Consider the following 25,345-nt stretch of genomic DNA (forward strand, 5'->3'; position numbering starts at 1 on the left):
TTGTAGGAAAAATTGAATATATTTTTTCGTCTAACGGATGTAATAATATCAACTCTTTTTTAGATTTTTTTATATTTAACGCCTAAATTTATTTTTTTTCTCCAGTAGGATCTTCAGCTATTTTATATATCTCAATTGTACTTTCTCTACCTTTATCTAAATACAAAATATTAATTTTATGTCTTTCATCTTTATACTCTAAACTTTCTCCAACCTTCATCCCTCTTAAAACTTTTAAGAAGTTGTAGTTATAATAGAATTTACATTTTAAAAGTTCCTTATACAATCTTGATTCAAATATAAATCTATTTAAAAATATATCTGATGTTTTACTAATTAAAATATATTTTTCTGTATACTCTATGTTCGGTGTTTCTTTTAATGCTAAACAGATTGCATCATCTAAAGATCCTGAAATCCCTTTATCTAGATGATATAAGTTATTTCTAACAAAATCGACCCCCTCTTTTAATAGTGCTTCCTCTATTACCTTACTAATTTTCGAAATAGAATCCACTCTATCCCTTAGAGGTAATAAGAGTCTGTCTATCTCCTCTGCTAATATAGATGAAAGCTTATGATCAAATGAAAATTCTATCTCCATTATTTTACTTGTAAATCCATCACTATTTTTTATCTTTGTATATTCTATATTATATTTTGTAAGTTGGTTTATGTCATCTAAAGCAGGTTTTAGTATTGTCTTTTCAAAATCATAAAAACGTTCATAGTTTTCTTGTCCAACACCTAAAAGTTCTTTTAAGTTATCTCTACTTATTAAGAATCCACCTTGATTTCTATTTTTTATCATCGCTAAATATAGTTGGAAACTTTTCTTATCTTTAAATAGTAAGATTAGAAGTAAATCTATATCATCAAATATTCCACTCTCTTTTAGAGATTTTAAAGATCTTGAAACAAATAACCTATACTCCTCTCTATTCTTCAAATAAAAATCAAAAATTGGAAATGAAGAAAAAAATATCTCCTCTTCTTTTTCTATCAATTTTAAATAAATTCTTCTTTTGAAAAACTTATCCAAAAATTCTTGGATATTTCCTCTTTCACCAACTAAATTTCTTAACTCTTTTTCTGTAAAAATTATGTATTTTTCATTTTTACCTTTGTACCTCTCTCTAACTATTTCTAAAAAATCTCTTTCTCTTTTATTCAATTTTTTGTCGGTATCTATAAAAAGATCATTTTTAGAAAAATCAAAAGCCATTTTCTTCATATTTTCACCACCTTTTTTATTCTATTTTAAATAAATTTAAAAAAATTTTAATTTTTTTTGTTTTTTTTTAACAGTTTTATATAAAAATTAGACGATTTTTTTTGCTTTTTTTTTCGTTGCATATAAAGAATACAACATTTACAACCTTTTTTCAAGTTTTTTTTTAAAAAAACCATTGTAATTCGACGAAAAAAGTCTTATTTTTGTCAAATTTGACTTTTTTTAAAACATATTCTATAATTCTAGTGTCAGGTGAATGAGTCACCCGAAATGATTTAAAGAATGTAAATTAAAAATTCAAAATATTCAATTTAAAAGGAGAAACAATTATGAAAAAAATATTATTACTTTGCTCTGCTGGAATGTCAACAAGTATGGTTGTAAAGAAAATGGAAGCTGCTGCTGCTGCTGAAAATATAGAAGTAAAAATCGATGCTGTAGGATTAGAGCAATTCCATGAATTATTATCTCAATATGATGTATTCCTTTTAGGACCACAAGTTAGATTTAAGAAAGCTGAATTAGGAGCTATCGCTGCTGCTGCCGGTAAACCATTAGATGTAATCGATACTATGGCTTACGGAACATTAAACGGAAAGAAAATTTTAGACTTTGCTTTAAGCTTAGCTAAATAGTTATAAAAAATAATACTTTATTTAAAACACGGGAGGGTAACAAAATGAAAAAATCACTTTATTTATTAGCTGCATTATCATTATTAGGTACAAATGTTTTTGCTAAAGAAGTTGTAGCAGAACCAGTTGTTGAAACAAGTAAAGAAGTTATTGTTGAACCTGTAGTAATCATCGAAGAGGCTGCTGCACCAGCTTGGTCTTTCGGTGCTAGAACTTACTTAGAGACAGAAGATTTCGATAACGGATCGCCTATATCTGGTGGAGACGATGAAGATGGAACTTTCTGGGGAGTAGGAGTTTCTGCAACTAAAGGAAAGTTAACTTTAGACTTAAACGTTGAGAGAAGATTTGGTGGAGATTTATCTCTATCTAAATCAGATGCTGAATGGGAAGCTACAAGAGTTGACTATAAAGTAAGATATCAACTATTTGAAAATCAAGCATTCCATTTAAAATACAGAAACGAAGAAAGAACAAGAGATTACTCTAGAGATACTTACCATTCTAACTGGAAAAGAGATAGATTTGAGTTAGGAACTGACTTCAATCACTTCAACGGATTATTAAATGGTTGGTTAGTTGCTGGTATAGATAGAGATAAAGCAAGTGGATTAGAAGAAGTTACAGGCGCTCCAGGAACTTATACTACAAAAACTTCTAGAGATGATGGTTGGTACTGGGAAGGAGACTTTGGTCCATCATTCCAACTTACTGAAAAGTTATCTTTAAGACCAACTCTTTACACTACTGGAGAGATGTATGATTCTTATGAGATGGTTGAAACTCAAATCAGAGTTATGTTACCATACCAAGTTAACGAAAAGTTAACTATCATGCCTAGAGTTAGATTCACTTTAGATAGAACTAATGATGATGGAAATGGAAACAAAGTTTGGGAATATGAAGCTGGAGACAGAATCAGATATGAATTAATGGCTAATATCGTTATCTCTGATAACTTATCTTCATTCGTTGGAGTTGCTTACGAGCAAGCTGATAGACAATATGTTGATGGTGGAACAAAAGATATCGACTTAATCTGGTCATATGTTGGATTAAACTACACATTCTAATCAAAACTATTATAAAATTATGGGGAGGGGAAGTTTTTTCCTCCACCCCTTTCTATAAAATTTGATATAATAAATATACTAAAAAAACGGAGGAAATATTATGAGTAACTTTATGAACATTATTGAAGAAAAACTAATGCCTGTTGCTGCCAAAGTTGGACAAAACAGATATTTAAATGCAATCAAAGATGGATTTGTTTATACAATGCCGTTCCTTATCATTGGTTCATTTATCCTTTTAATGGTTAACTTACCATTTACTGATCCTAACAACGTACTTTACATGGAATGGTACGCTAATTTAATGGGAGCTTTCAAAGGAGATTTAGTACAACCATTCTATGTAAGTATGGGTATCATGTCTTTATTCGTTTCTTACGGAATTGGAATGTCTTTATCTAATAGCTACGGTCTTAACGGTACAACTGGTGGATTCTTATCAATGTATGCCTTTTTACTGACATCTGCTAAGCTAGATTGGTTACCTGTTGGTCAGGCTGAAGGAGCTAGTGCTTTATTCCTTATCCCTGATGGTGGATGGATGCCAGTTATGGATGCTAGATATCTTGATGCAAAAGGGTTATTTACAGCTATATTAGGTGCTATTATTGCTATCGAAATCTTCAGACTGCTTGTACAAAAGAAGTTTGTTATTAAACTTCCTGATTCTGTACCACCTGCAATCGCTAAATCATTCGAGTTATTAATACCTATCGTATTCGTAACAATTCTTTTCCATGCGGTAAATATTTTCGCAATGAAGAGCTTAAACATCATGGTTCCTGAAATCATCTTAAAAGCGTTTGCTCCACTATTAAATATGTCTGATTCATTAATCTCTGTAATCTTCATTATCATAATCACTCACCTTTTATGGTTTGCTGGATTACACGGAACAAACATCGTTATAGCAATCATTAACTCTATAACTTTATCTAACCTTGCTGCTAACCAAGCTGCACTTCAAGCTGGAGAAGCTTTACCAAAAATATTCGCAGGTGGATTCCTTGATGCTTATGTTTACATAGGAGGAGCTGGAGCAACTTTAGGACTTGCCCTTGCTATGTCTGTGAGTAAAAATGCACACATTAAATCTATTGGAAAACTTTCAGTTATTCCTGCAGTATTTAACATCAACGAGCCTATTATGTTCGGAGCACCAATCGTAATGAACCCATTACTATTCATTCCATTTGTTGGAATTCCAGTATTAAATGCTTGTATAGCATGGTTTGCTACAAAGTTTGATTTAGTAGGAAAAGTTATCACTCTTGTTCCTTGGACAACTCCAGGACCAATCGGAGCTTTACTTGCTACAAACTTCAGTGTTGCTGCATTCATTCTAAGTTGTGCTTTAGTGGCTGTATCATTCTTCTTATACATGCCTTTCTTAAGAGTTTATGAGAAATCATTAAACGAAACTGAAGCTGCTTAATCGAAATAAATCTTTTTAAATAAAGTGCTAATATAAATAAAGAACCCCACGGTTGTATAACCGTGGGGTTTTCCCTTTATCAAAATGTCCCGAGAAAACCTCTTCCTCTATTAGGGAGAGGATGAATCGGGACAACCTTTTAGTTTTCAATTTCTGTGATTTAATATATCGCTTCATAGTTTCTATTATTTTTCTCTAAAATATGATAAAATAATAGGACATAAAAATTTAATGAGGAGGTGTAAACTATGAAGACATATAACTTAGCTTTTAAATATAGAATCTATCCCAATGAAACCCAAGCGAATACAATTAATGCAACTTTTGGTTGTACTAGACTTGTGTATAACAGATTCTTAGCTCAGAGAAAAGAATTGTATGAGACAAAGAAAAAATCTGTAACTTACAATACCCAAGCTAAAGAGCTTCCCCTACTTAAACTTGAATTACCATTCTTGAAAGAGGTTGATTCAATAGCATTACAACAATCACTTAAAAATTTAGAAACTGCATATATGAATTTCTTTCAAAAGCGTACAGCATTTCCTAAGTTCAAATCTAAAAGGTCAACTAGAAAATCGTACAATACAGTATCTACAAGTAATAATATTAGAGTTGAAGGAAATTTTCTGAAACTTCCAAAGCTAGGTTTAGTTAAAATTAAACTTCATAGAGCGATACCTCAAAATTATATAATTAAATCAGCTACCATTAGCCAAGAGCCTAACGGTGCTTACTACGTTTCTTTACTAACTGAATTCCAAAGAGATATTAAAGAAGTTCCGAGCGATAATAATATTGTTGGGCTTGATTTTGCTATGTCTGAACTTTTTGTTAGCTCCGATAACCAAAGGGCTGACTATCCTAGATTTTTTAGAAAGTTAGAAGCTAAACTTGTTAAAGCTCAAAGAGAATTATCAAGAAAAGTTAAATTCTCACAAAATTGGTATAAAGCAAAATTAAAAGTTGCTAAAATTCATAACCTTATCAAAAACAGTAGAAAAGATTTTTTACACAAGTTATCACATGAACTTGTAACTAAATATAATGCGATAATACTTGAAGACCTTAATATGAAAGGCATGAGTCAGGCGTTGAACTTTGGTAAATCTGTCGCTGATAATGGTTGGGGAATGTTTACAACCATGCTCCAATACAAATCAATGTTTTTAGGAAAACAAGTAATTAAAATTGACAAGTGGTTTCCATCGTCAAAAACTTGTTCATTTTGTGGTGCTATAAAAACTGAACTGCCACTATCTACAAGAGTTTACAAATGTGATGAATGTAACAACGAGATAGATAGAGATTTAAACGCAAGTATAAATATACGTGAGGTTGGTAGAAGTCTACTAGCCTATTAAACATATATCAGGGTAGGAATTACCCGCAGAGCGTGATTAATATATCCGACATGAGTCAGATACTTCCCACGAAGCCCCGCCCTCTATTAGGGCGGTGGTAGTTCACAAATATATCTATTTAGTAAATTCTAAAAACTCATCCTCTGTCAAAATCTTAACTGTTCCCAACTCTTCTGCTTTTTTCAATTTACTTCCCGCATCTTCACCAACAATCAAATAATCCAATTTCTTACTTACTGACGAAAGATTCGTTCCTCCTAAAGATTCAATTAAATCTTTGATCTCTTCTCTTTTGAATTTCTGAAGTTTTCCAGTAAATAAAAATGTTTTTCCAGTAAATTTACCTTCTGATACAACCTCACTCTTTTTATCATCAATTATTTTTCCAAAATTAACACCGTGCGCTTTTAATTTTCTAATAATATCTAAAGATGCCTCATCTCTAAAGAAACCATAAACAGATTCTGCAACCTTTTCACCAACACCATCCATAGCTAAAAGTTCATCTTTAGTCATAGTAGCCAATGAATCTATATTTTTACTTTTCTTAGCTAAAACATCTCCTAAGAATTTTCCAACAAAAGGAATTCCTAGAGCATAAAGTGTTTTTGAATATGGTCTAGATTTACTTTTTTCTATCGAAGCTAATAATTTTTCAACGCTCTTCTCTCCCATTTTATCTAAAGTCATCAGTTCATCTTTATATTTATCTAGCTCAAAAATATCTGTTATGTCTTTTATATATCCTAACTGAAGCATTCTTTCTACAATCTTGCTTCCGAATCCACTTATATTCATAGCATCACGAGAAACAAAGTATTCAATTCCTCCTTGAACAATAGCTGGGCAGGCTGGATTTATACATTTTAAATCTACCAATCCTTCCTCTTTTTCTAAAAGTGTCTGGCAGACAGGACAGTTAGTTGGTGCTACAACTTCCTTCTCTTCTCCTGTTCTTATCTCTTTCACAGAACTTACAACTTGAGGAATTATCTCTGCTGCTTTCTCAATAAAAACTCTATCTCCTATTCTTATATCTTTTCTTATTATCTCATCCATATTATGAAGACTTGCTCTTTTCACCTTACTTCCAGATAATTCAACCTCTTTCAATTCCGCTACTGGTGTTACTTTTCCTGTTCTTCCAACCTGCCACGTTATTCCCAATAACTCTGTTGTTACCTGCTTTGCTGGGAATTTGTATGCGATTGCCCACCTTGGGCTTTTCGTTGTATAACCAACCTCTTCCCATAACGTTATATCGTTTAATTTTATAACCAATCCATCTGTTTCAAAATCTAAATTTTCTTTTTCATTTTCCCAGAAGGCAATTCTTTTTTCCATAACTGACATATCACTAATTAAATCAGCAACACCTGTTGTTTTTATTCCAACTTTTTCTAAATACTCTAAACTCTCCTTATGAGTTTTAAATCCATACTGCTCAGCATCTACTACAAAATAAAAATATGCATCTAGTCCTCTTTCTTTAACTATCTCTGAATCAATCTGTCTCAAAGTTCCACTAGCCGCATTTCTTGGATTGGCAAAAATCTCCTCTCCTGCCTGTAATCTTTCTTCGTTTAAAGTTTTAAATCTACTTAAAGGTAATACAATCTCTCCCCTTACCTCTAAGCTGACATCTTCTTTTAAAAAATTTGGAATACTTTGAATCGCAAGAATATTTTCTGTTACATCTTCACCCTCTATTCCGTCTCCTCTTGTCACCGCTCTAATAAGCTCTCCGTTTTCATATGTCACACTTATACTAGCCCCATCAAGCTTTAGCTCTAATACATATTCTAACTCTTTATAATTCGTTTCTAAATTCTTCTGAACTCTCTCTGTAAAAGCTACAACATCCTCTATATTATAGGAATTATTTAAACTTAACATAGGTTTTTTATGAATTACTTTCTGGAATTTACTCTCTTTTAAATTACTCGCTCCTACAAAACTTGTTGGAGAATTTTCATTTTTGTACTCAGGATATTTTTTTTCTAATTCTTCGAGCTCTTTTAAAAGTTTATCAAACTCAATATCAGATATTAACGATTCATTTTTTGTATAATAATAGTAGTTATAACGTTCTATCTCTTTTCTTAGTTCATCTACTCTATCTTTGGGACTTTTCTCTTCAACTATATCAAATAATTTAAGCACTCTTCCACCATCCTTTTTCCATTCTTTTACCTTAATTATACCATTTTTCCATTTACAAATTAACAAAATAGTGGTAATAAATATATCAGTGAAATCTTTCAACTTAATTTTATGGAGGTTAATAATGGAAAATATTATTTTATCACCTTATAAGTATATTCAAGGTGTTGATGCTTTGAAAAGTATAGCAAAATATGCTAAAAAAAATGCTTTTGTTATCGCTGATGAATTTGTATTAAGTATTACCGAGGAAATAATTAATGAAAGTTTTAAAAAAGAAAATTTAGAGGTTAATTTTGAATTGTTCAATAGAGAATGCTCAAAAGTTGAAGTAAATAGATTAAAAGAGATTTTAAAAATTAAGAAATCTGAAATTGTTATTGGAGTTGGTGGTGGAAAAACTTTAGATACAGCTAAAGCCGTTGCCTACTATTCTAACTTGCCTGTTATGATTGTGCCTACTATCGCTTCTACAGATGCTCCTTGTAGTGCTCTTTCTGTTTTATACACTGAAGATGGTCAATTTGATGAATATCTTCTTTTACCTAATAATCCTGATATTGTTTTAATGGATACTAAAATTATATCTAAAGCACCTGCTAGACTTTTAGCAAGTGGAATGGGTGATGCTCTATCAACTTATTTTGAAGCTAGAGCATGTGAACGATCAAATGCTCTTAATATGGGTGGTGGATTAACTACAAAAGCTGCCATGGCTCTTGCTAAACTTTGCTTTGATATTCTTATAGCTGATGGTGAAAAAGCTATGTTTGCTGCTCAAAGGGGAGTTTGTACTAAAGCAGTAGAAAATATTATTGAAGCTAATACATATTTAAGTGGAATTGGATTTGAAAGTGGTGGACTCGCTGCTGCTCATGCTATTCATAACGGATTAACAATTTTAGAAGAGTGTCATGACTTATATCACGGTGAGAAAGTAGCTTTTGGAACGTTAGTACAACTCTTCTTAGAAAATGCTCCTATGGAAGAGATAGATGAAGTTTTATTCTTCTGTAAAAATATTGGTTTACCTACATCCTTAGAAGAACTAGGTGTTAGTTCACTTGAAACTGATCGACTTTTAGAAGTTGCAAAATTAGCTTGTGCTCCTGGTGAAACAATTCATAATATGCCTTTTGAAGTTACTCCAGAAAAAGTTTTAGCTGCTATTTTAGCTGCTGATAATTATGGTGGCATTTAATTTTTTATAGGACAAATAAAAACCCCTTGAAAATCAAGGGGTTTTTATTATATATCTTACTAGAATGTTACTTTCATAGCTGCGTATGCAACTGGTTGCCATCTCCAATCAGATGCAGAACTTTGAGCTGTATTATCCCAGTTTCTGTACTCTGCTCCAGCTCCTCCATTTATTGAGAAGTTTTCAGTTACTTTATACTCAAGATCTAATGTTAATAAAGTATATAAACTATAATCATTTTTCTCTATTTTAACATCTTTTTCAACATATTTATCATATTGTCCAAATACATATGGATCATATCCACCTTCAAAGTTGAAGTCTAATGCATAATTATCGTTTGCATATAGAGCGAACTTTCTTCTTAAGTAGATTTCCCACTCTGGTTCAAATGCTTTATCTTTATTATTTGTTAAATCAGGATTTGTATGGAAGTCCTCTCCATAGAAGTTTTGGTTTAGGTAAATTGTACCATCCCAAGTAAATCCTAACGGTAAGTTACCTGCATAATCAATATCAGCTCCTACAGTATTTTTGTAGTTTCCTCCATTTTCTGAATCCATTGTATGTTTAAATTTAGGTGCGAATACTAAATCACTTAGTAATCCTCCTTCATTTTTGTAAACATTTAATCTTGCTTGATACTCAAATGATTGCTTTTCATCTGTTGCATCCTTATATTCTACTCTTGAAGTGAATAGATCGTTGTGCTTATAGTAAGCTCTTAATCTTGTTTCAGTTCCATCTTCATTATTTATATATTTTTCATCATTTCTTTCTAAAGAGTTATAGTCTCTTATTCTTCCTTCAATTGAAAACTTTTCAGTTGCTGCAACACCAAATGTTGTTTCTAGTCTTGAGTATCTATTAGAACCGTTGTTCCATTTATCTTTTGAAGATTTTTTATCTCCATGCCCTTCAGTATCTCCATATGCTCTATATTCTAATCCTAAATATCCAGTTGGTCTGAATTCAGGTGTTAATTCTACTACTGCTACCTCTTCAACTACAGGTTCAGCTACAACTACTACCTCTTTTGATACCTCAACTGGAGCTACTACTACCTCTTTCGCTTGTACTGCAGTTCCTACAACAAGTAAAGATCCTAATAAAAGTGCTAATTTTTTCATAAAATCCCCTCCGATTTTAATTTATATTTTTAAAAAATTTATCAAGTAAAAAAAAACTCGATTTCATTATATTCTTTATACAATATTTTTTTATTTTTGTAAATAAAATTTTTCTAAGTAAATTTTTTTATTTAACATTTTTTGCTATCGAAGCCTTGATTTTATAGGTTTTATTCGTTTTTAATCACAATTAAAAAAATTTTACTATTTAAAAATTTTTTAAATAAAAAAGAGATAGGAATTCTATCTCTTCAAATTAATCTTCTAAGTTTTCTGTAAAATGATAATTATAAAATATATAATTTATTGGTAAAAATGATGCAATCAATTCTGACCTCTCAATTTTATCCTCTAATACAATTAAATTCTCATGTACTTCTCCTAATTGGAACTCTTGTAAATACATCTTTAAATAACTTAGAAACAGTGTACTTTTAAACACTCTTCCTGAAAGTAAAAAAGTGTCTAAAGGAAGTAAATTATTGTGATTAATCATTAAAATTGCTATATATTTTGCGACTTTTCTTAATGATTTACACTCCCTAATCTCTCCGCTTTCTGCTCTTTTTAAAAACTCATCTAAAGTCATATTTTTATACAAACTTTCTATTCGTGCTGAATAGTTATTTTCCTTTAAAATTTCTTCAAAAATATATTTTGGAGAAACCATTGTGTCAAAACATCCCTTTTTTTTACAAATTTCACAATAGATATCTGAATTAGGTTCAACTATAAAATGTCTTGTTCCCATTGATCTATAGTGCGTTATTGCTGGATTAACAAGTTTATTATCTATAATTATTGCAGAACCTCTTTTGTCTCCATACTTGATTAAAAAGAAATTTTTATATGATGGTTCTAAAAAAGCTTCGTATAAAGCCTGAGCTCTAATCTCAGTTTCAACAAAAACATATCCACAAAATCTTTCCATAATAGCTTTTTTCAAAGTTAAGAATCTATCCTCTTTAAACATATCTAAAGATTTTTTAACTATAAATTCATTGGTCATAACAATACCTACTCCCAATATTTTCTCTATAGACACCTTACTATTTTCTACAAAATTTTCTATATATTTTAATAAAGCTTTTAAATACTCTTCAAAATTTCCGTTATATCTGTTTTCAAATTCAAACTCACCAATGACTTTATTTTTTAAATTTGTTAATATTACTTTTGTTAAATTCTCTTCTATAAAGACACCAATCGAGAAAAATCTATCATAATTTATAATTAACAAATTTTTTTTTCTTCCGTTTTCATCAACATATTTTTTTTCTAAAAGTATATTATCCCCCAATAATTTTTTTGAAATTTTAGTTAAAGCTGCTGGAGAAACCATTATATTCTCCGCAATCTCTAACTTATTCGACCCTTCACGTTGATCTATAAATTTTAATAAATTCGTGATATTTTTATTTTGACTTTTAAAATCCATCCCCATCTCCTTAATTTTTATATTGACAAACCCTTCTTTTTCATGTATATTTTACCTTGTAAAAGATTTTTACTTAAAAACCAAATTTATTTTTAACTTAGTTGAATATAAATATGTGTTTTTATTTTATTATAACATATATTGATAATAAGGTGCTAAACTTATTATATAAATAACCAACAACCCTCCAGTTGAAGGTTAGAAATACCCGTGTGAAGAAGAGATGTTCCCGTCATCTCTTCTTTTTTATTGATTTTTTATTTTTTTTTAGCTACAATCTTAACAGACACAAATATTTTAGGAGGTAAAAATGAAAATAAAACCAATTGGAAAAAGAGTTCTAGCGGAAATCATCAATTTAGAAGAAAAAACTTCTACTGGTATAATTTTAATTCAAAATAATGAAGAAAAAAATTATAGAACTGGAACTATTATCTCTTTAAGTGATGACCTTGAAATTACTAAACAATTTAAAATTAATGACAAGATTATTTTCTCTAAAAAATCTGGTATAAAAATATCTCACTCATCATCAGAAAAAATGTTACTTGAACTCGATGAAATTTTAGGTATTATTGAGGAGTAAAAAAAGTCCCCACTATTGTAGGGGACTTTTTTATTAAAACTCTTTACCACCAGAAACTTTTACATCCACTTCATACTTTTTTAATGCTTTTACAGCACTCTCTAAAGCTTTCGTTATTGTTCCCACTTCCATATATGGCATATTTTTCTTATCTACAACTTGCTGAGTTATATAAGGAACATGTATAAATCCACCCTTTATATTTAAATTATTTTTAGAAATATAATAAAGTAATGAATACATTATGTGATTACAAACATAAGTTCCTGCTGTATTTGAAACCGATGCAGGAATATTTGCTGCTTTAATCTCTTCTACTATCCCTTTTATAGGAAGCGTTGCAAAATAAGCATTTTCACCATCCTCATAAACCGGCGTATCGATTGGTTGATATCCCTCATTATCAGGAATTCTTCCATCATCCATATTTATAGCAACTCTTTCAACAGACATATCATATCTACCACCAGCTTGTCCTATACACATAACTACATCGGGTTTATGCTCTTCTATTCCTGCAAAAAGTTTTTCTGCTGACTTTCTAAATACTGTTGGAATTTGAAGTTTTACTATTTCAATTCCATCAATCACATCTTGCATAGCATTTACTGCTTCCCAAGCTGGATTTATACTTTCTCCTCCAAAAGGATCAAAACCTGTAATTAAAACTTTCATAAAAACCTCCTAAATTTTAAAATGCTAATAAATACATAAGTATAATATGTATTAGTAAAAGAGGTACCGCCACAGCTATCTGTTTTAAAATAACTCCATTTTTATTTTTCATCTCTAAAATTGATGCTGGAACTATATTGAAATTAGCACCCATAGGTGTTAACAGAGTTCCGCAGAATCCTGCTGTAAGTCCTAACGCTCCAATTATTGCTGGATTTCCACCTTGAACTATAAGGAATGGATATCCTATTCCTGCTGTAATAACAGCAAAAGCAGCAAAACCATTTCCCATAATCATTGTGAATATAGCCATCGCTAAACAATATACTATAACTCCTGCTAAAATATCACCTTCAGTTACAAAACTTCCCATTATTGCAGCTATAACACTTCCCACTCCTGCTTTAGCAAAAACAGATCCTAAAGATCCTAAAAGTTGTGGTAAAATAACTGTTGGTCCCATTTGTTGTAAAATTCTACTTGAATCATAGGGAATATTTTTTAATTTCTCTTTTGTTACTAACATTGTAACTAAAAGAGCTACTAATGCCCCTAATCCAAGACCAATTAATCCACCTAAACTTGTAAACTGAGCAACAGCAAACGCTACAACCCCTATCAATCCAGCTGGAATAAATAATGTATTACCTATTTTATGTGCTTGTTTTTCTCTAAACTCTTCACTACTTGTTGTAAATGTTGCAAGTGAAACTGACTTAGTTGCACTTAAAGCTCCCATTACTAAAAGTAATCCTCCTACTACTGCTGGACTTACATATGGTCCCCCTATAAATAAGAATCCAAATATCATCCAAAATGCTGTCGATCCAAGTCTCTTTGGATTGCTTTTATCTAAAAATGAATATACTCCACTAACTAATAAAATAACTCCGCAAAGTATATACATAAACTCTAATAACATTGTTGTATTCACTAAAATTTCCTCCTACTTTGCTCTTAATTTCTTAATTTTTCTATCTAGGTTATAATATTGAATATATGCTAATATCAATGTTATAATCGCTACTGGTATTGAAGCTTTAGCTACATCATAAGCTTCGACTTTTACTCCAAGTTCTTGTAATGTTCCAACTATTAGTAAAACACCCGAAGAGGCCACGAATACATTCTGACCAAAGAAGTTTGCATAGTTTTCCGATGCATTTGTGATTCCTTTTAAGTCCTCATCTAACTCTTCTGTTACAACTCCATCTTTTTCAATAGCTCCTTTTGCCATAGGATAGATTAATGGTCTAATAAATTGTACATGTCCACCTAATCTCATTGATAAAACTGCTGCCAACATTCTTACAGTTACATATATTGATAATACTTTACCTGCTGTAGCACCTTTCAATTTAGATATACAAATTGACGCTCTTTCTCTTAATCCATTTCTTTCTAAAATTCCAACTACAGAAAGTGTTAAAAGTAATAATGTCATGTATCTCGTTTGAATAAACGCTGTTCCTAATATATTTAAAACCTCAACAAAGTCAATTCCAGCAACTAATCCAGTTGCTATTCCAGCCATTAAAACAACAGCTATAGTATCTAGTTTGATTACAAATCCAACTAGAATAATTAATACCCCTATTAATTTAATCACAGTACTTCACCTAAATCCTCTCTTTTGAACGAGTATCTTTTTCCACAGAAGTGACACTCAGCTTCAACTTCTCCCTTTTCTTCTAATATCTCTTCTAATTGAGTTTTTCCTAAAGTTATAACTCCTCTATAGAATTTTTCTCTATCGCAGTTACAGTTATACTTTATCTCTTTCTCTTCTAATATCTCATAATTCTCAATTAAAGTTTCTGGATTTTCATCGTTCATGTCATCATATAATAGATGTAGCATTGATTCTAAGTTCATTCCACCTCTAAATAACTCACTAACACTTCTAATTGCTCCAATTTTTCTTTCTAATTCAACTATAAAGCTTTCCTCTGCATCAGGTAGAAGTTGAATCATATACCCACCAGCTGATCTAACTGTAGTTTCGTTCTCTAAATCTACACCTAAAGCTATCACTGTTGGTGTTTGCTCTGAAGTTACAAAGTAGTAAGCTATATCATAAGCTATCTCCCCACTTGTTATTGTAGATATTCCCACGTATGGTTCTTTTAAACCTAAATCTTTTATTACGTTCAGTGTTCCTCTTCCTACTAAATTTTGAACATCTGGTTGTCCATTCTCTTTTGCTGGTAAATCAGCCTCAGGATTTGATACATAACCTTTTACTCCATCTTTATTTATTGTTGCTACCATCGTTGATAATGGTCCATCCGTCATTGTTCTAAGTGTTAATACATCCTCACCTTTCAATGTTGCACCCATCATAACTGAAGCTGATAAAAGTCTTCCAAAAGCTGAAATTGCTGTTGGACTGCATTTATGAATATTTAAAGCCTCTTGAACAATATCCTTTGTATCCACAAGAACAAATCTTGCATTTTTACTTACTCCTCTTATTAATCTACTCATCCTTCTTCACCTCTAATAATCTATATAATCTTTTAATTCTTCATATCTTTTATCAGAAATAATCTTTTTCAATTCTAAATTATTTCTGAAAATACTATTCTCATGGTATTTTCTAATATTCTGTATCTCTTTTTTAGTAAAACCATAATAATTCAATGTTTTATCATCTACTTTATTTATATTAAATCTCTTCATTCTAAAGCCATTTGGTTCTTTAAATTTCAGTTTTAATTTCTCATAAGTTTTAGTACCTATTCCTGAAATCTTTGTCATATCTGAAAGTTTTCTAAAACCACCTGTTATTTCTCTATACTCAATTATTTTATCTACATAGCTTTTAGATATGCCACTTTTTAACATCTCTCCTACAGTGGCGCTATTGATATCTAATAGTAAATTATTTGATTCTAAAGTACTTTTACTTTCTATAACTTTAAATTCGCTCTCTACTAGACTGTAAGAAGTTAGAGAAAAAATTAACATTAAAATATACAAAAATACTTTTTTCATAAACACCTCTCTCAATATTTTATGAGAAAAACTCTATCTTTTTATTGTGTCTTAACTTCATTTCAGCTATATAAAGAGCTGGATCTTTTGGATTAACTAATCTTTCTATCTGATCATTATACTCTGTATCTTTGTGAATAGATTTGCTAATTGCTCCTCCACCTAATCCCATAGTTTGTTGATTCTCTTCAATCATTTCTATATTAAATCTAGATTCTGTTCCAGGAATGCAATAACCTACATTCTCTCCCCACTCTAAACTATTTTTTTGACGATACATATAATAAGGTTCCATTCCTTTTTCTTTAACTAATTCTGTAATTGCACCCTCTACTATTTTTCTTTCAACCTCTGATTCTTCAAAGTTTTCTCGATAAAGTGGAGACCCTTTCTTCTTAGCTAAAGCATGAACAGTTAAATTTTCAATATCATATTTTTTTAGTTCTTCTAAAGTACTTAGTATATCTTCTATACTTTCATCTGGTAGTCCTAAAATTATATCCATATTCAAAATAAATCCTAACTCTTTTATATCTTTATAGACTTCATCAAAATGTGTCCTATCAAAAGTTCTATTTAATGCTTTTAAAGTTGACTCTTTAAAAGTTTGAGGATTCAAGCTAACTCTATCTACTCCATATTTTTTTAGAATATCAAGCTTCTCTCTTGTTATAGCGTCCTCTCTTCCAGCTTCAAAAGTAAACTCTTTCAAATTTGAAAGATCTATATGCTTGTGAACAGCCTCTAAAACTCTTATTGTATCCTCTGCCGTTAAGGTACTTGGAGTTCCTCCACCGATATATAACGATTCATATTTAAATCCTTTTTCTCTTGAAAGTTGACCCACAAGCTCTATCTCCTCTAAAAGAGTCTCTACAAACTTCACATAGAATCTACCTAAGCTACTATTTATTTCATAAGATGCAAACGAGCAATATCTACATTTTGATGGACAAAATGGAATCCCTATATACATATTCATAGCTTCTTTATTTAATAATTTCTCCTCTGTTTCAATTACTCTCATTAGTAAATCTATCTTTTCAAAACTAGCTAAATACATATTATTTAACAATTTTGAAACTCTATCTTTTGAAAATCCCATTTGAAGAAGTCTTCTTGTCATTTTTGTAGGTCTTACACCAATTAAACTACCCCAAGGATAGTTTTTATTATATGCTTTTAAAAGCCCACCTTTCAACATAATTAAAGCTTGATCCTCAATTATGCTTTCAAAGTTTTCCTCTTCAATAAAAGCCTCTTTTTCATCTATTTCAACTTTTACAAGAATTCTATTCTCTGAATAACTCACTTCACCTTTTATATCTTTTTCTACGCCCTCTGGTAGTAGAATTCTTACAAACTCCTCTACACTTTTTATACTTAGAGGAAAGTTAGTAACTATTGACACTTAAATACACCGCTTCCTATTTCATTAATAATAAAACTAATATTCCAATTATGATTCTATATATTCCAAAAACTTTAAATGTTCTCTTTTTTATATAACCCATAAACCAATTTATAACTACATACGCTACCACAAACGATACAATCGATCCAACTATTAATAGTTGCCACTCTAAAGATGTAAAATTAAGTCCATTCTTTAGTAACTTTAATAGTGTAGCTCCTGCCATTGTTGGGATTGCTAAAAAGAATGAATACTCTGCTGCTGCTGCTCTAGATACACCTAATAGTAAAGCTCCTACAATCGTTGCTCCAGAACGTGATGTTCCTGGAATCATAGCTAAACATTGGAAAAATCCTATTCCAAATGCTAATTTGTATGACATCTCTTTTATAGATGTTATATTTCCATTAAGTTGTTTTCTTTCAACTAAGATAAATATAATTCCATAAAGTATAAGCATACTCGCAACTACAGTTGTATTATCCATAAAAAATTCAGATATATAGTCATCTGCTAAAAGTCCAATAACTCCAGCAGGTAAAACTCCAACTATAATTTTACTCCACAATGATAACTTCCCTGTAAACTCCTCTTTTGTTTTTACAAAAGGTGTTAAATCTTTCCAGAAATAAGCTACAACTGATAAAATAGCTCCAAACTGAATTATAACTAAAAAGTTATCCATAAAACCTTTTGATACAAGAGGAGAGTTTATAAATCTCTCCACCAATATCATGTGACCAGTACTACTCACAGGAACAAACTCTGTCATCCCTTCAACAATTCCCAGTATAATAACTAGTAAAAACGGATTCATGTGTTACCTCCTATAAGTAGCTATCCTCTTTTTTTAAGTATGTTACATAATCTGCAACTCCCTCTTCTAAAGAACAGAATTTCTTTGTATACCCTGCTGCTTTTAACTTATTCATCGAAGCTTCTGTGAAGTATTGATATCTTCCTCTTAAATCTTCTGGCATAGGAACAAACTCGATAACTTCCTCTGTTTTTAATTCAAAATTTCCGCTTGCATTCTTCATTGTTTCCATAGATAAATCATGGAAGCTTCTTGCTTCTCCAGTACCTATGTTGTAAACTCCTGAAGGTACTTCGTTAAACATACAGAAATATAGCATATCTACTACATCTTTTATGTAAACGAAATCTCTTAATTGCTCGCCATCTTTATATCCCTCTTTGTGAGACTTAAATAGTTTTACTCCACCATCTGTATTAAATTGATTAAATGTATGGAATACCATCGATGCCATTCTTCCTTTATGGTACTCTTGTGGTCCATAAACATTGAAGAACTTAGCTCCTATCCATTGCTTTGGTGCTTTCTCTTGTTTAAATGCCCAATCATCAAAGAACTTTTTTGAATATCCATATTTATTTAATGGCATCAGTTTTTTTAACTCTTCAGGTGTCCCCTCATCGCTATACCCTTGCTCTCCAGCTCCATAAGTTGCTGCCGATGATGCATACACGTATGTTATATCTCTTTCTGTACAGAAGTCCCATAACTTTTTAGAATATTCATAATTATTCTTCATTAAAAGATCTCCATCTCTTTCTGTAGTTGCAGAGATAGCTCCCATATGTAAAACTGCAGTTACTTTACTTGCATTCTCCTCTTTTTCTAACCAAGCAAAAAGTTCATCTCTATCACACCAGTCAGCATAATCTCTTTTTCTTAAATTTAGCCATTTTTCCTCTGTTCTTAATTTATCTACAGCTAATATATCATTTATTCCCATCTCATTTAGTTTCCAAATATAAGCACTTCCTATAAATCCAGCTGCTCCTGTTACTATAATCATCTCTTTAATCCTCCTTACATTTTCTTTCTAATAATCTCTTTATATCATCTTTAGATATTGAAGAATGAGCTATATCAACTCCTACTCTATTTCCACCATGGAAATCCGAGCCACCAACCATCAAAAGATTATTTTTATTTGCTAATTCTTTATAATATTTTGTTTCTTTTGGAGTATAAGAGCTATATTCTACTTCCAATCCATCTAATCCTGCTTCTATCAAAAGCTTTAAAATTTTTTCTATTTTTTCTTTTGATTCACATATTAAACTAGGATGAGCCAATGCCGAAACTCCTCCACATTTTTTTATCAGTTTAATTATTTCAAATGGGTTTGAGCTTTCTTTTTCTATATATGCAGCTCCTTTTCTTCCTAAATACTGCTTAAAAGCTTCACCTTTCGTATAAACAAATCCTTTTTTCATCATGACATTACATATATGTGCCCTACTTACTATTGCCCCTGTAGCTTCTTTTTCTATTTCATCCAATGTTATTTTCAAACCCAAAGAGTTTAATCTATTTACAATTTTTTCATTTCTATTAGTACGTGCTTTCTTTAACTCTATAAGTTTAGACGATAATTCCTCTGATTTTTCATCCAAAAGATAACCTAAAATATGTATTTCATATCCTTCATAAGAACATGAGAACTCTATTCCAGATACAAAATCTAAATCTAAACTTTTAGCTATTGCTCTAGCTTCAGACACACCTTCCATCGTATCATGATCCGTTATAGCTATTCCTGCCAAACCTATATATTTTGCTCTTTTTAATAACTCTTCTACTGTAAATGTTCCATCTGAATATGTTGTATGAGTGTGAAGATCATACCTTTTCTTCATAAAATCCTCCTACAAGTAAATATGGCCCCTTTATTTCTAAAGGCGCCATAATTTTTTAGTCATCCCACTTTTCTAACTTTGAAAAATACTCTGAATAAGCAAGGTATAATGCCTTTGCATTTATATTATTCTTCTCTATTTTTGTTTTCTCTGTCTTTTTATACATATCGTTCACTTCTATAATTCTTGGTGAAACTTCTACGAAATACCAAGTTTTTGAATCGAAGAATTCTCCTCTTTTTATAAACTTATTTAACAATTTTCTAAATCTTTTAATCTCTTTTTCTGTTAAATCATCTTTTTTAGAGAATGCAACGATTTCAGCCCACTCCTCTTTTGTAGCTACTTCATTAGCTATGTGATTAGAAGGGTTAGCCATTCTAATATATGATTGAGCTACCATGTACTTTGCTAATCCCGCTGGATCTTTAAAGTTTTCATCTTTTAAGTAATATTGTCTTGGAAGTTTTTTTACAGTCTTCTCTAAAATAGCATTAAATTGCTCTTGATCAGCTTCTGTTATATCTCCCTTTGTTTTTAACGAATCTAAAAACTTAACTTGCTTTTGATCTAATTTTTGATTTCTAGCTAAGAAACTTATTGGTTGATCAGCACCGTACCAATCTTCTAATTCTGCTTCTCCTACAATTACCTTTGTAAAAGTTTCTTCCCAGTTTTTCATAGCTACCGTATCAACTTTATACTTCTCTTGTAAACTAGTTTCGTTTTTATTAACTGAACTACATGCTGTTAATGCAGTTAAAATTGTTATAAGAATTACAATTTTTTTCATTTTTCCTCCTAAACTCTTCCACAACATTTTCCGTAAATTTTTCCGCTTCCACAGTTACAAGGCGAATCAAATTCTAATTCTTCCCCTTCACCAGGACTTAAAACTTCATCTTCTGGATTTTTTACAACAACTTTAAACATATAAGATGTTGTCTCTGCTTTTATTGTAGAAAGCATTCTTGAATACATATCTCCAGATATAATTTTATATTCTACTAATGGATCTTTTTGTCCATAAGATCTTAAATATATTCCTTCTCTTAGAGCATCTAAGGCTTTTAAGTGTTCTCTCCATCTTGCATCTACTACTTCAAATAGAACATACTTTTCTACTTTTCTCATAATTTCAGATGAAAGTTCATTTTCTTTAAGTTCATACTCTTTCGCAATATCTGTGTATAATTTTTCTGCATATTCCTCAACTGTTGAAGATTTATATTCTTCTAAATCTGTAATTTCATAACCATATTTTTCTAAAAGAGAATCTTTAACTCCTGCTATATCCCATTCATCTTTAAACTCTCCAACAAATCTTTCAACAATTATATCAGAAATACTTGATTTTAACATTCCTAATACAGTTTCTTTTAGATCATCTTTTTCAAGAGCTTCATTTCTACTAGCATATATAGCTTCTCTCTGTTTATTCATTACATCATCAAATTCAAGTAGATTTTTTCTGATTCCAAAGTTTCTAGACTCAACTTTTTTCTGAGCATTTTCTATCGCTTTGTTTATCATTTTATGTTGAATTGATTCCCCTTCTGGTAATCCTAATTTCTCCATAACTCCTTGAATTCTTTCAGAACCAAATAATCTCATTAAGTCATCCTCTAAGCATAGGTAAAATTCTGATGCTCCAGGGTCTCCCTGTCTTCCGGCTCTTCCTCTTAATTGGTTGTCTATTCTTCTAGATTCATGTCTTTCTGTACCAAGTATAAATAATCCACCTGCTTCAATTACTTTTCTTTTCTCCTCTTCACACTCAATTTTATATTTATCAAGTATTACAGGATATTCTGCAGCATCCCTAGCTCCAATTTCAGCAATTGCTCTAAATTCAGGATTTCCTCCTAGCATGATATCTGTTCCTCTACCTGCCATGTTTGTAGCTATAGTAACTGCTCCATATCTACCAGCTTGAGCCACGATTTCAGCCTCTTTAGCATGTAACTTAGCATTAAGTACATTGTGAGGGATTCCTCTCTCTTTTAATAGGTCTGACAGCTCCTCTGAGCTCTTTATTGATACTGTTCCTACTAAAACTGGCTGCCCTTTTTTATAAAGTTCTTCAATTCTTGATATAATTGCATTAATTTTTTCCCTTTTTGTTTTATAAACTAAATCTGGGAAGTCAACTCTTTGAATTGGTCTATTTGTTGGAATTACAATTACCTCTAGTCCATACGTATGCATAAATTCTGCTGCTTCTGTTTCGGCAGTACCAGTCATTCCAGCTAACTTTTCATACATTCTAAAGTAGTTTTGAAGTGTTATTGAAGCCAATGTTTGATTTTCTCCTGCTACATTTACTCCCTCTTTAGCTTCTATTGCTTGATGAAGACCATCAGAGTATCTTCTACCTTCCATTGCTCTTCCAGTAAATTCATCTATTATAACAACTTCTCCTTCTCTGATTAAATAATCTCTATCTTTTATGAATAACTCTTTAGCTTTTAAAGCTTGATTCAGATAGTGAGTTAGTTCAACATGTTCAGGTGAATATAGGTTATCTATATTTAAAAGTTGTTCAACCTTCTTAATTCCTTTATCTGTTAAAACTATATTTCTAGCTTTTTCATCTACTTCATAATCTCCCCACTGTTCATCAGGGATATTCATCTCTTTTTTTGTTTTTGCATCTTTTATCTTTTCAGTTTCTACACTTCTATCAAGTCTAAAAGCAACCTGACAGAATATTGAATACCATTTTGTAGTTTCTGAAGCTGCACCTGATATAATTAATGGAGTTCTAGCTTCATCTATTAGGATAGAGTCAACTTCATCGACAATACAGAAATGTAAAGGTCTTTGAACTTTATCTTCCACTTTATTAACCATATTATCTCTCAGATAATCAAATCCAAATTCAGAATTTGTTCCATAAGTTATATCAGCTTCATACGCTGCTTTTCTTAGATGATTTTCCATTCCATTTACAATTACCCCTGAAGTCAATCCTAAGAAATCATAAACTCTTGCCATTAAATCTCTATCTCTTTGAGCAAGGTAATCATTTACAGTGATAACATGAACACCTTTTCCAGTTAAGGCATTTAAGTAAACCGGAGCTGTTGCAACTAATGTTTTTCCTTCTCCTGTTTTCATCTCTGTAATTTTTCCTTCGTGAAGAACGATTCCACCAACTAATTGAACATCATAGTGTCTCATTCCATGAACTCTTTTTGAAGCTTCTCTTACAACTGCAAATGCTTCAACTAAAAGGTTATCTAATACTTCCCCTTTTTCTAATCTTTCTCTAAATTCATAAGTTTTGCCCTTTAACTCATCATCTGAAAGTTTCTCAATCTCAGGTTCTAATGAGTTTATCATTGCTACTAATTTTTTAATTCTTTTAATCTCTCTGTCGTTTCTTGTACCAAAAATCTTCTTTAATAAATCTCCAAACATTCTTACGTCCTTCCTAGCTTTTTTGTACTTATTTGTTACTAAATATATTACCATAATTAGATTTATTAGTCAATTTATAGCCCCTTATTAAGATTTTTGAACCGTGATTCAAAAAAAGCTATTAAATTATACAAAAATATGTTATATTGTAAATAAAGTAACAATGTATTTTAGGAGGTTTTATTTTGAATAGTATTAAAAAGATTGTTCCTGGTTTATTACTTTGTATTTTTATTGCGCAGCTTGGACTTTTTCTTGGGAAATTTATCCCTAGCATTGGTGGAGCACCTCTTGCTATTTTTTTGGGATTAATTGCTGGAAACACTTTTGCAAAATCTAAAAAATTTGCACCTGGGTCTAAATTTTCAGAAAGTGATTTATTATCATATTCTATTGTTCTTTTGGGTGGAACATTAAGTATAAATACAATTTTACAATTAGGTTTTTCTGGGATATTTTTTATCCTTCTACAAATGGGATTAACTATTTTTTTAACTATGTTTATTGGAAAAAAATTAGGTTTTTCTAAACATTTTAGAGCTCTTATGGCAAGTGGAAATGCAGTTTGTGGATCTTCTGCTATCGGAGCAACTTCTCCTGTTATAAAGGCTGAAGAAAATGACAAAGGAATATCTATTACTATTGTTAATTTGACCGGTACTCTTCTAATGTTTGCATTAATACCTATAGCAAATTCATTATATAACTTTAACACTATAGAAACTTCTGCTCTTTTAGGTGGAATATTACAATCAGTTGGTCAAGTTATTGCTGCTGGAAGCATGGTTAATCACAATGTTCTTGAACTTGCAACAATTTTTAAGATTGTTCGAATTGTCTTTCTGGTTATCGTTGTTCTTTGGTTTTCAAAAGAGTTTAAAAACGAAGAGATTGAAAAAGATACAAAATTTGCTTTAGAAAATGAAGTTTACTCTAAAAAGAAAAAAAATATTTCAATACCTTGGTATATAATTGGATTTTTTATTCTTTGTATCCTATTTACCTTTGGATTAATTCCTGTAGAAATTTCCAAAATTTTTAAATTAATCTCATCAAAATTTGAAATTATAGCTTTGGCTGGAATAGGTATGAGAGTTAATATTTCTGAGCTTATAAAACAAGGGCCTAAAGCTTCTCTTTATGGACTCTTGGTAGGAACTAGTCAAATCTTCATAGCTATAATTTTAATTAAATTTTTTATATAAAAAAAACTGGAATTTTTCCAGTTTTTTATTTTATTAGCTTATATACATCTAAAAGATCTTGTGCTATTAAGTATTCACTTTCTACTTCTTTTTCTACTTTTTTTCCATATCCAGTTAAAATTAATATTGATTTTAATCCTGCATTTTTTCCTGCTTCTAAATCGCTTTTTTTATCTCCTATCATAAATGAATTTTTTACATCGATATTATATTTTTTTATTCCTTCTAATAACATTCCTGGATTTGGCTTTCTGCAATCACAAGATTTTTTATATTCTTCTAATCCCTTCTCAGGATGATGAGGGCAGTAGTAGCATTCCAAAATATCTATACCATATTCATTCAATTTTTTTACCATTTCACTATTTAAAGTTTTTAAATCTTCTTCAGTATAATATCCTCTTGCAATTCCAGATTGATTTGTTACAACTATAAATTCATACCCCAAGCTTTTTAATGCTTTTAATCCTTCTATCACATTTATTTCAAATTCAAAATCTTCCCATTTGTGTAAATATGATTTTTCTATATTTATAGTTCCATCTCTATCTAAAAATATAACTTTTCTCATTTTATAAACTCCTTTTTCTTTATATTATATCATTCAAAAAAGTTATTTCTACATAAAACTTACAAAAAATAAAAAAGATTGGCAACTTCCTATCCTCCCAGGGGGCTGCCCCCCAAGTACTTTCAGCGTTT

Annotated in this window: 23 protein-coding genes; 7 read left to right on the plus strand and 16 right to left on the minus strand. The window is 30.7% G+C overall.

Translation table 11 applies throughout. The features are described 5' to 3' along the window. Positions 1-88: 88 nt before the first annotated feature. Positions 89-1,234 (minus strand): replication initiation protein, encoded by a 1,146-nt coding sequence (locus L992_RS05440; RefSeq protein WP_047394853.1) that lies wholly within the window; start codon positions 1,232-1,234, stop codon positions 89-91. 329 nt (positions 1,235-1,563) lie between these two features. Here L992_RS05440 and L992_RS05445 point away from each other — a divergent pair, with 329 nt between their 5' ends. From L992_RS05445 to L992_RS05460, 4 genes are all read left to right on the plus strand, one after another. Then, the gene (locus tag L992_RS05445) at positions 1,564-1,869 is read left to right on the plus strand and encodes a PTS sugar transporter subunit IIB (protein ID WP_047394854.1); all 306 of its coding nucleotides are present in this window, start codon (positions 1,564-1,566) and stop codon (positions 1,867-1,869) included. A 44-nt stretch (positions 1,870-1,913) separates the two neighbouring features. Then, positions 1,914-2,942, plus strand: coding sequence for a hypothetical protein (locus tag L992_RS05450; RefSeq protein WP_047394857.1), 1,029 nt, complete (start codon positions 1,914-1,916; stop codon positions 2,940-2,942). Positions 2,943-3,042: 100 nt separating this feature from the next. Next, positions 3,043-4,377 (plus strand): PTS cellobiose transporter subunit IIC, encoded by a 1,335-nt coding sequence (gene celB, locus L992_RS05455; RefSeq protein ID WP_047382968.1) that lies wholly within the window; start codon positions 3,043-3,045, stop codon positions 4,375-4,377. A 248-nt stretch (positions 4,378-4,625) separates the two neighbouring features. Beyond that, the gene (locus L992_RS05460; RefSeq protein ID WP_047394859.1) at positions 4,626-5,741 is read left to right on the plus strand and encodes an RNA-guided endonuclease TnpB family protein; all 1,116 of its coding nucleotides are present in this window, start codon (positions 4,626-4,628) and stop codon (positions 5,739-5,741) included. Positions 5,742-5,855: 114 nt separating this feature from the next. Here the strand turns inward: L992_RS05460 and ligA are convergent, their stop codons facing one another. Then, entirely contained in the window at positions 5,856-7,904 is a 2,049-nt protein-coding gene (ligA, locus tag L992_RS05465) for an NAD-dependent DNA ligase LigA (protein ID WP_231549760.1), read from the minus strand. A 124-nt stretch (positions 7,905-8,028) separates the two neighbouring features. On the opposite strand from ligA, the gene L992_RS05470 reads away from it, so the two are divergent. Next, entirely contained in the window at positions 8,029-9,105 is a 1,077-nt protein-coding gene (locus tag L992_RS05470) for a glycerol dehydrogenase (protein WP_047394862.1), read from the plus strand. Between the two features lie 59 nt (positions 9,106-9,164). Here the strand turns inward: L992_RS05470 and L992_RS05475 are convergent, their stop codons facing one another. After that, positions 9,165-10,235, minus strand: coding sequence for a hypothetical protein (locus L992_RS05475; RefSeq protein ID WP_047382972.1), 1,071 nt, complete (start codon positions 10,233-10,235; stop codon positions 9,165-9,167). Positions 10,236-10,491: 256 nt separating this feature from the next. Then, the gene (locus tag L992_RS05480) at positions 10,492-11,673 is read right to left on the minus strand and encodes an ROK family protein (RefSeq protein ID WP_047382974.1); all 1,182 of its coding nucleotides are present in this window, start codon (positions 11,671-11,673) and stop codon (positions 10,492-10,494) included. Positions 11,674-11,983: 310 nt separating this feature from the next. On the opposite strand from L992_RS05480, the gene L992_RS05485 reads away from it, so the two are divergent. Continuing rightward, on the plus strand, positions 11,984-12,259 hold the full coding sequence (locus tag L992_RS05485; protein ID WP_047382977.1) for a co-chaperone GroES family protein: 276 nt from the start codon (positions 11,984-11,986) through the stop codon (positions 12,257-12,259). A 33-nt stretch (positions 12,260-12,292) separates the two neighbouring features. On the opposite strand, the gene pcp is transcribed toward L992_RS05485, so the two are convergent. Genes pcp through secA form a run of 11 tightly spaced genes read right to left on the minus strand, consistent with a single transcriptional unit; the run spans position 12,293 to position 23,438 of the window. After that, on the minus strand, positions 12,293-12,934 hold the full coding sequence (gene pcp, locus L992_RS05490; protein WP_047382978.1) for a pyroglutamyl-peptidase I: 642 nt from the start codon (positions 12,932-12,934) through the stop codon (positions 12,293-12,295). A gap of 16 nt (positions 12,935-12,950) precedes the next feature. Then, the gene (locus tag L992_RS05495; RefSeq protein ID WP_366089585.1) at positions 12,951-13,868 is read right to left on the minus strand and encodes a DUF979 domain-containing protein; all 918 of its coding nucleotides are present in this window, start codon (positions 13,866-13,868) and stop codon (positions 12,951-12,953) included. Between the two features lie 12 nt (positions 13,869-13,880). Further along, complete coding sequence (locus L992_RS05500) at positions 13,881-14,543, minus strand: DUF969 domain-containing protein (protein WP_047382980.1); 663 nt, start codon at positions 14,541-14,543, stop codon at positions 13,881-13,883. Continuing rightward, on the minus strand, positions 14,540-15,421 hold the full coding sequence (gene hslO, locus L992_RS05505; protein ID WP_047394864.1) for an Hsp33 family molecular chaperone HslO: 882 nt from the start codon (positions 15,419-15,421) through the stop codon (positions 14,540-14,542). The genes L992_RS05500 and hslO overlap by 4 nt, the downstream gene beginning before the upstream one ends. Before the next feature lie 12 nt (positions 15,422-15,433). Beyond that, the gene (locus tag L992_RS05510; RefSeq protein ID WP_047394867.1) at positions 15,434-15,931 is read right to left on the minus strand and encodes a helix-hairpin-helix domain-containing protein; all 498 of its coding nucleotides are present in this window, start codon (positions 15,929-15,931) and stop codon (positions 15,434-15,436) included. Positions 15,932-15,950: 19 nt separating this feature from the next. Further along, positions 15,951-17,342, minus strand: a complete 1,392-nt coding sequence (locus tag L992_RS05515; RefSeq protein ID WP_047394869.1) for a coproporphyrinogen III oxidase — start codon at positions 17,340-17,342, stop codon at positions 15,951-15,953. A 16-nt stretch (positions 17,343-17,358) separates the two neighbouring features. Beyond that, positions 17,359-18,162, minus strand: a complete 804-nt coding sequence (locus L992_RS05520) for an undecaprenyl-diphosphate phosphatase (RefSeq protein WP_047382987.1) — start codon at positions 18,160-18,162, stop codon at positions 17,359-17,361. 10 nt (positions 18,163-18,172) lie between these two features. Beyond that, entirely contained in the window at positions 18,173-19,168 is a 996-nt protein-coding gene (gene rfaD / locus L992_RS05525; protein ID WP_047382989.1) for an ADP-glyceromanno-heptose 6-epimerase, read from the minus strand. A 4-nt stretch (positions 19,169-19,172) separates the two neighbouring features. Beyond that, entirely contained in the window at positions 19,173-20,015 is an 843-nt protein-coding gene (locus tag L992_RS05530) for a PHP domain-containing protein (RefSeq protein WP_047382991.1), read from the minus strand. 55 nt (positions 20,016-20,070) lie between these two features. After that, a complete protein-coding gene (locus tag L992_RS05535) occupies positions 20,071-20,808 on the minus strand; it encodes a membrane lipoprotein lipid attachment site-containing protein (RefSeq protein ID WP_047382993.1) in 738 nt (245 codons plus the stop codon). 8 nt (positions 20,809-20,816) lie between these two features. Further along, positions 20,817-23,438, minus strand: coding sequence for a preprotein translocase subunit SecA (gene secA, locus L992_RS05540; RefSeq protein WP_047382995.1), 2,622 nt, complete (start codon positions 23,436-23,438; stop codon positions 20,817-20,819). A gap of 185 nt (positions 23,439-23,623) precedes the next feature. Between secA and L992_RS05545 the strand changes: the two genes are divergently transcribed. Next, the gene (locus L992_RS05545) at positions 23,624-24,643 is read left to right on the plus strand and encodes a YeiH family protein (protein WP_156110649.1); all 1,020 of its coding nucleotides are present in this window, start codon (positions 23,624-23,626) and stop codon (positions 24,641-24,643) included. Between the two features lie 25 nt (positions 24,644-24,668). Here L992_RS05545 and gmhB read toward each other — a convergent pair whose 3' ends face one another. Continuing rightward, the gene (gene gmhB, locus L992_RS05550) at positions 24,669-25,214 is read right to left on the minus strand and encodes a D-glycero-beta-D-manno-heptose 1,7-bisphosphate 7-phosphatase (protein WP_047394872.1); all 546 of its coding nucleotides are present in this window, start codon (positions 25,212-25,214) and stop codon (positions 24,669-24,671) included. Positions 25,215-25,345: the final 131 nt, after the last annotated feature.

Source organism: Cetobacterium sp. ZOR0034, assembly GCF_000799075.1.
GTDB lineage: Bacteria > Fusobacteriota > Fusobacteriia > Fusobacteriales > Fusobacteriaceae > Cetobacterium_A.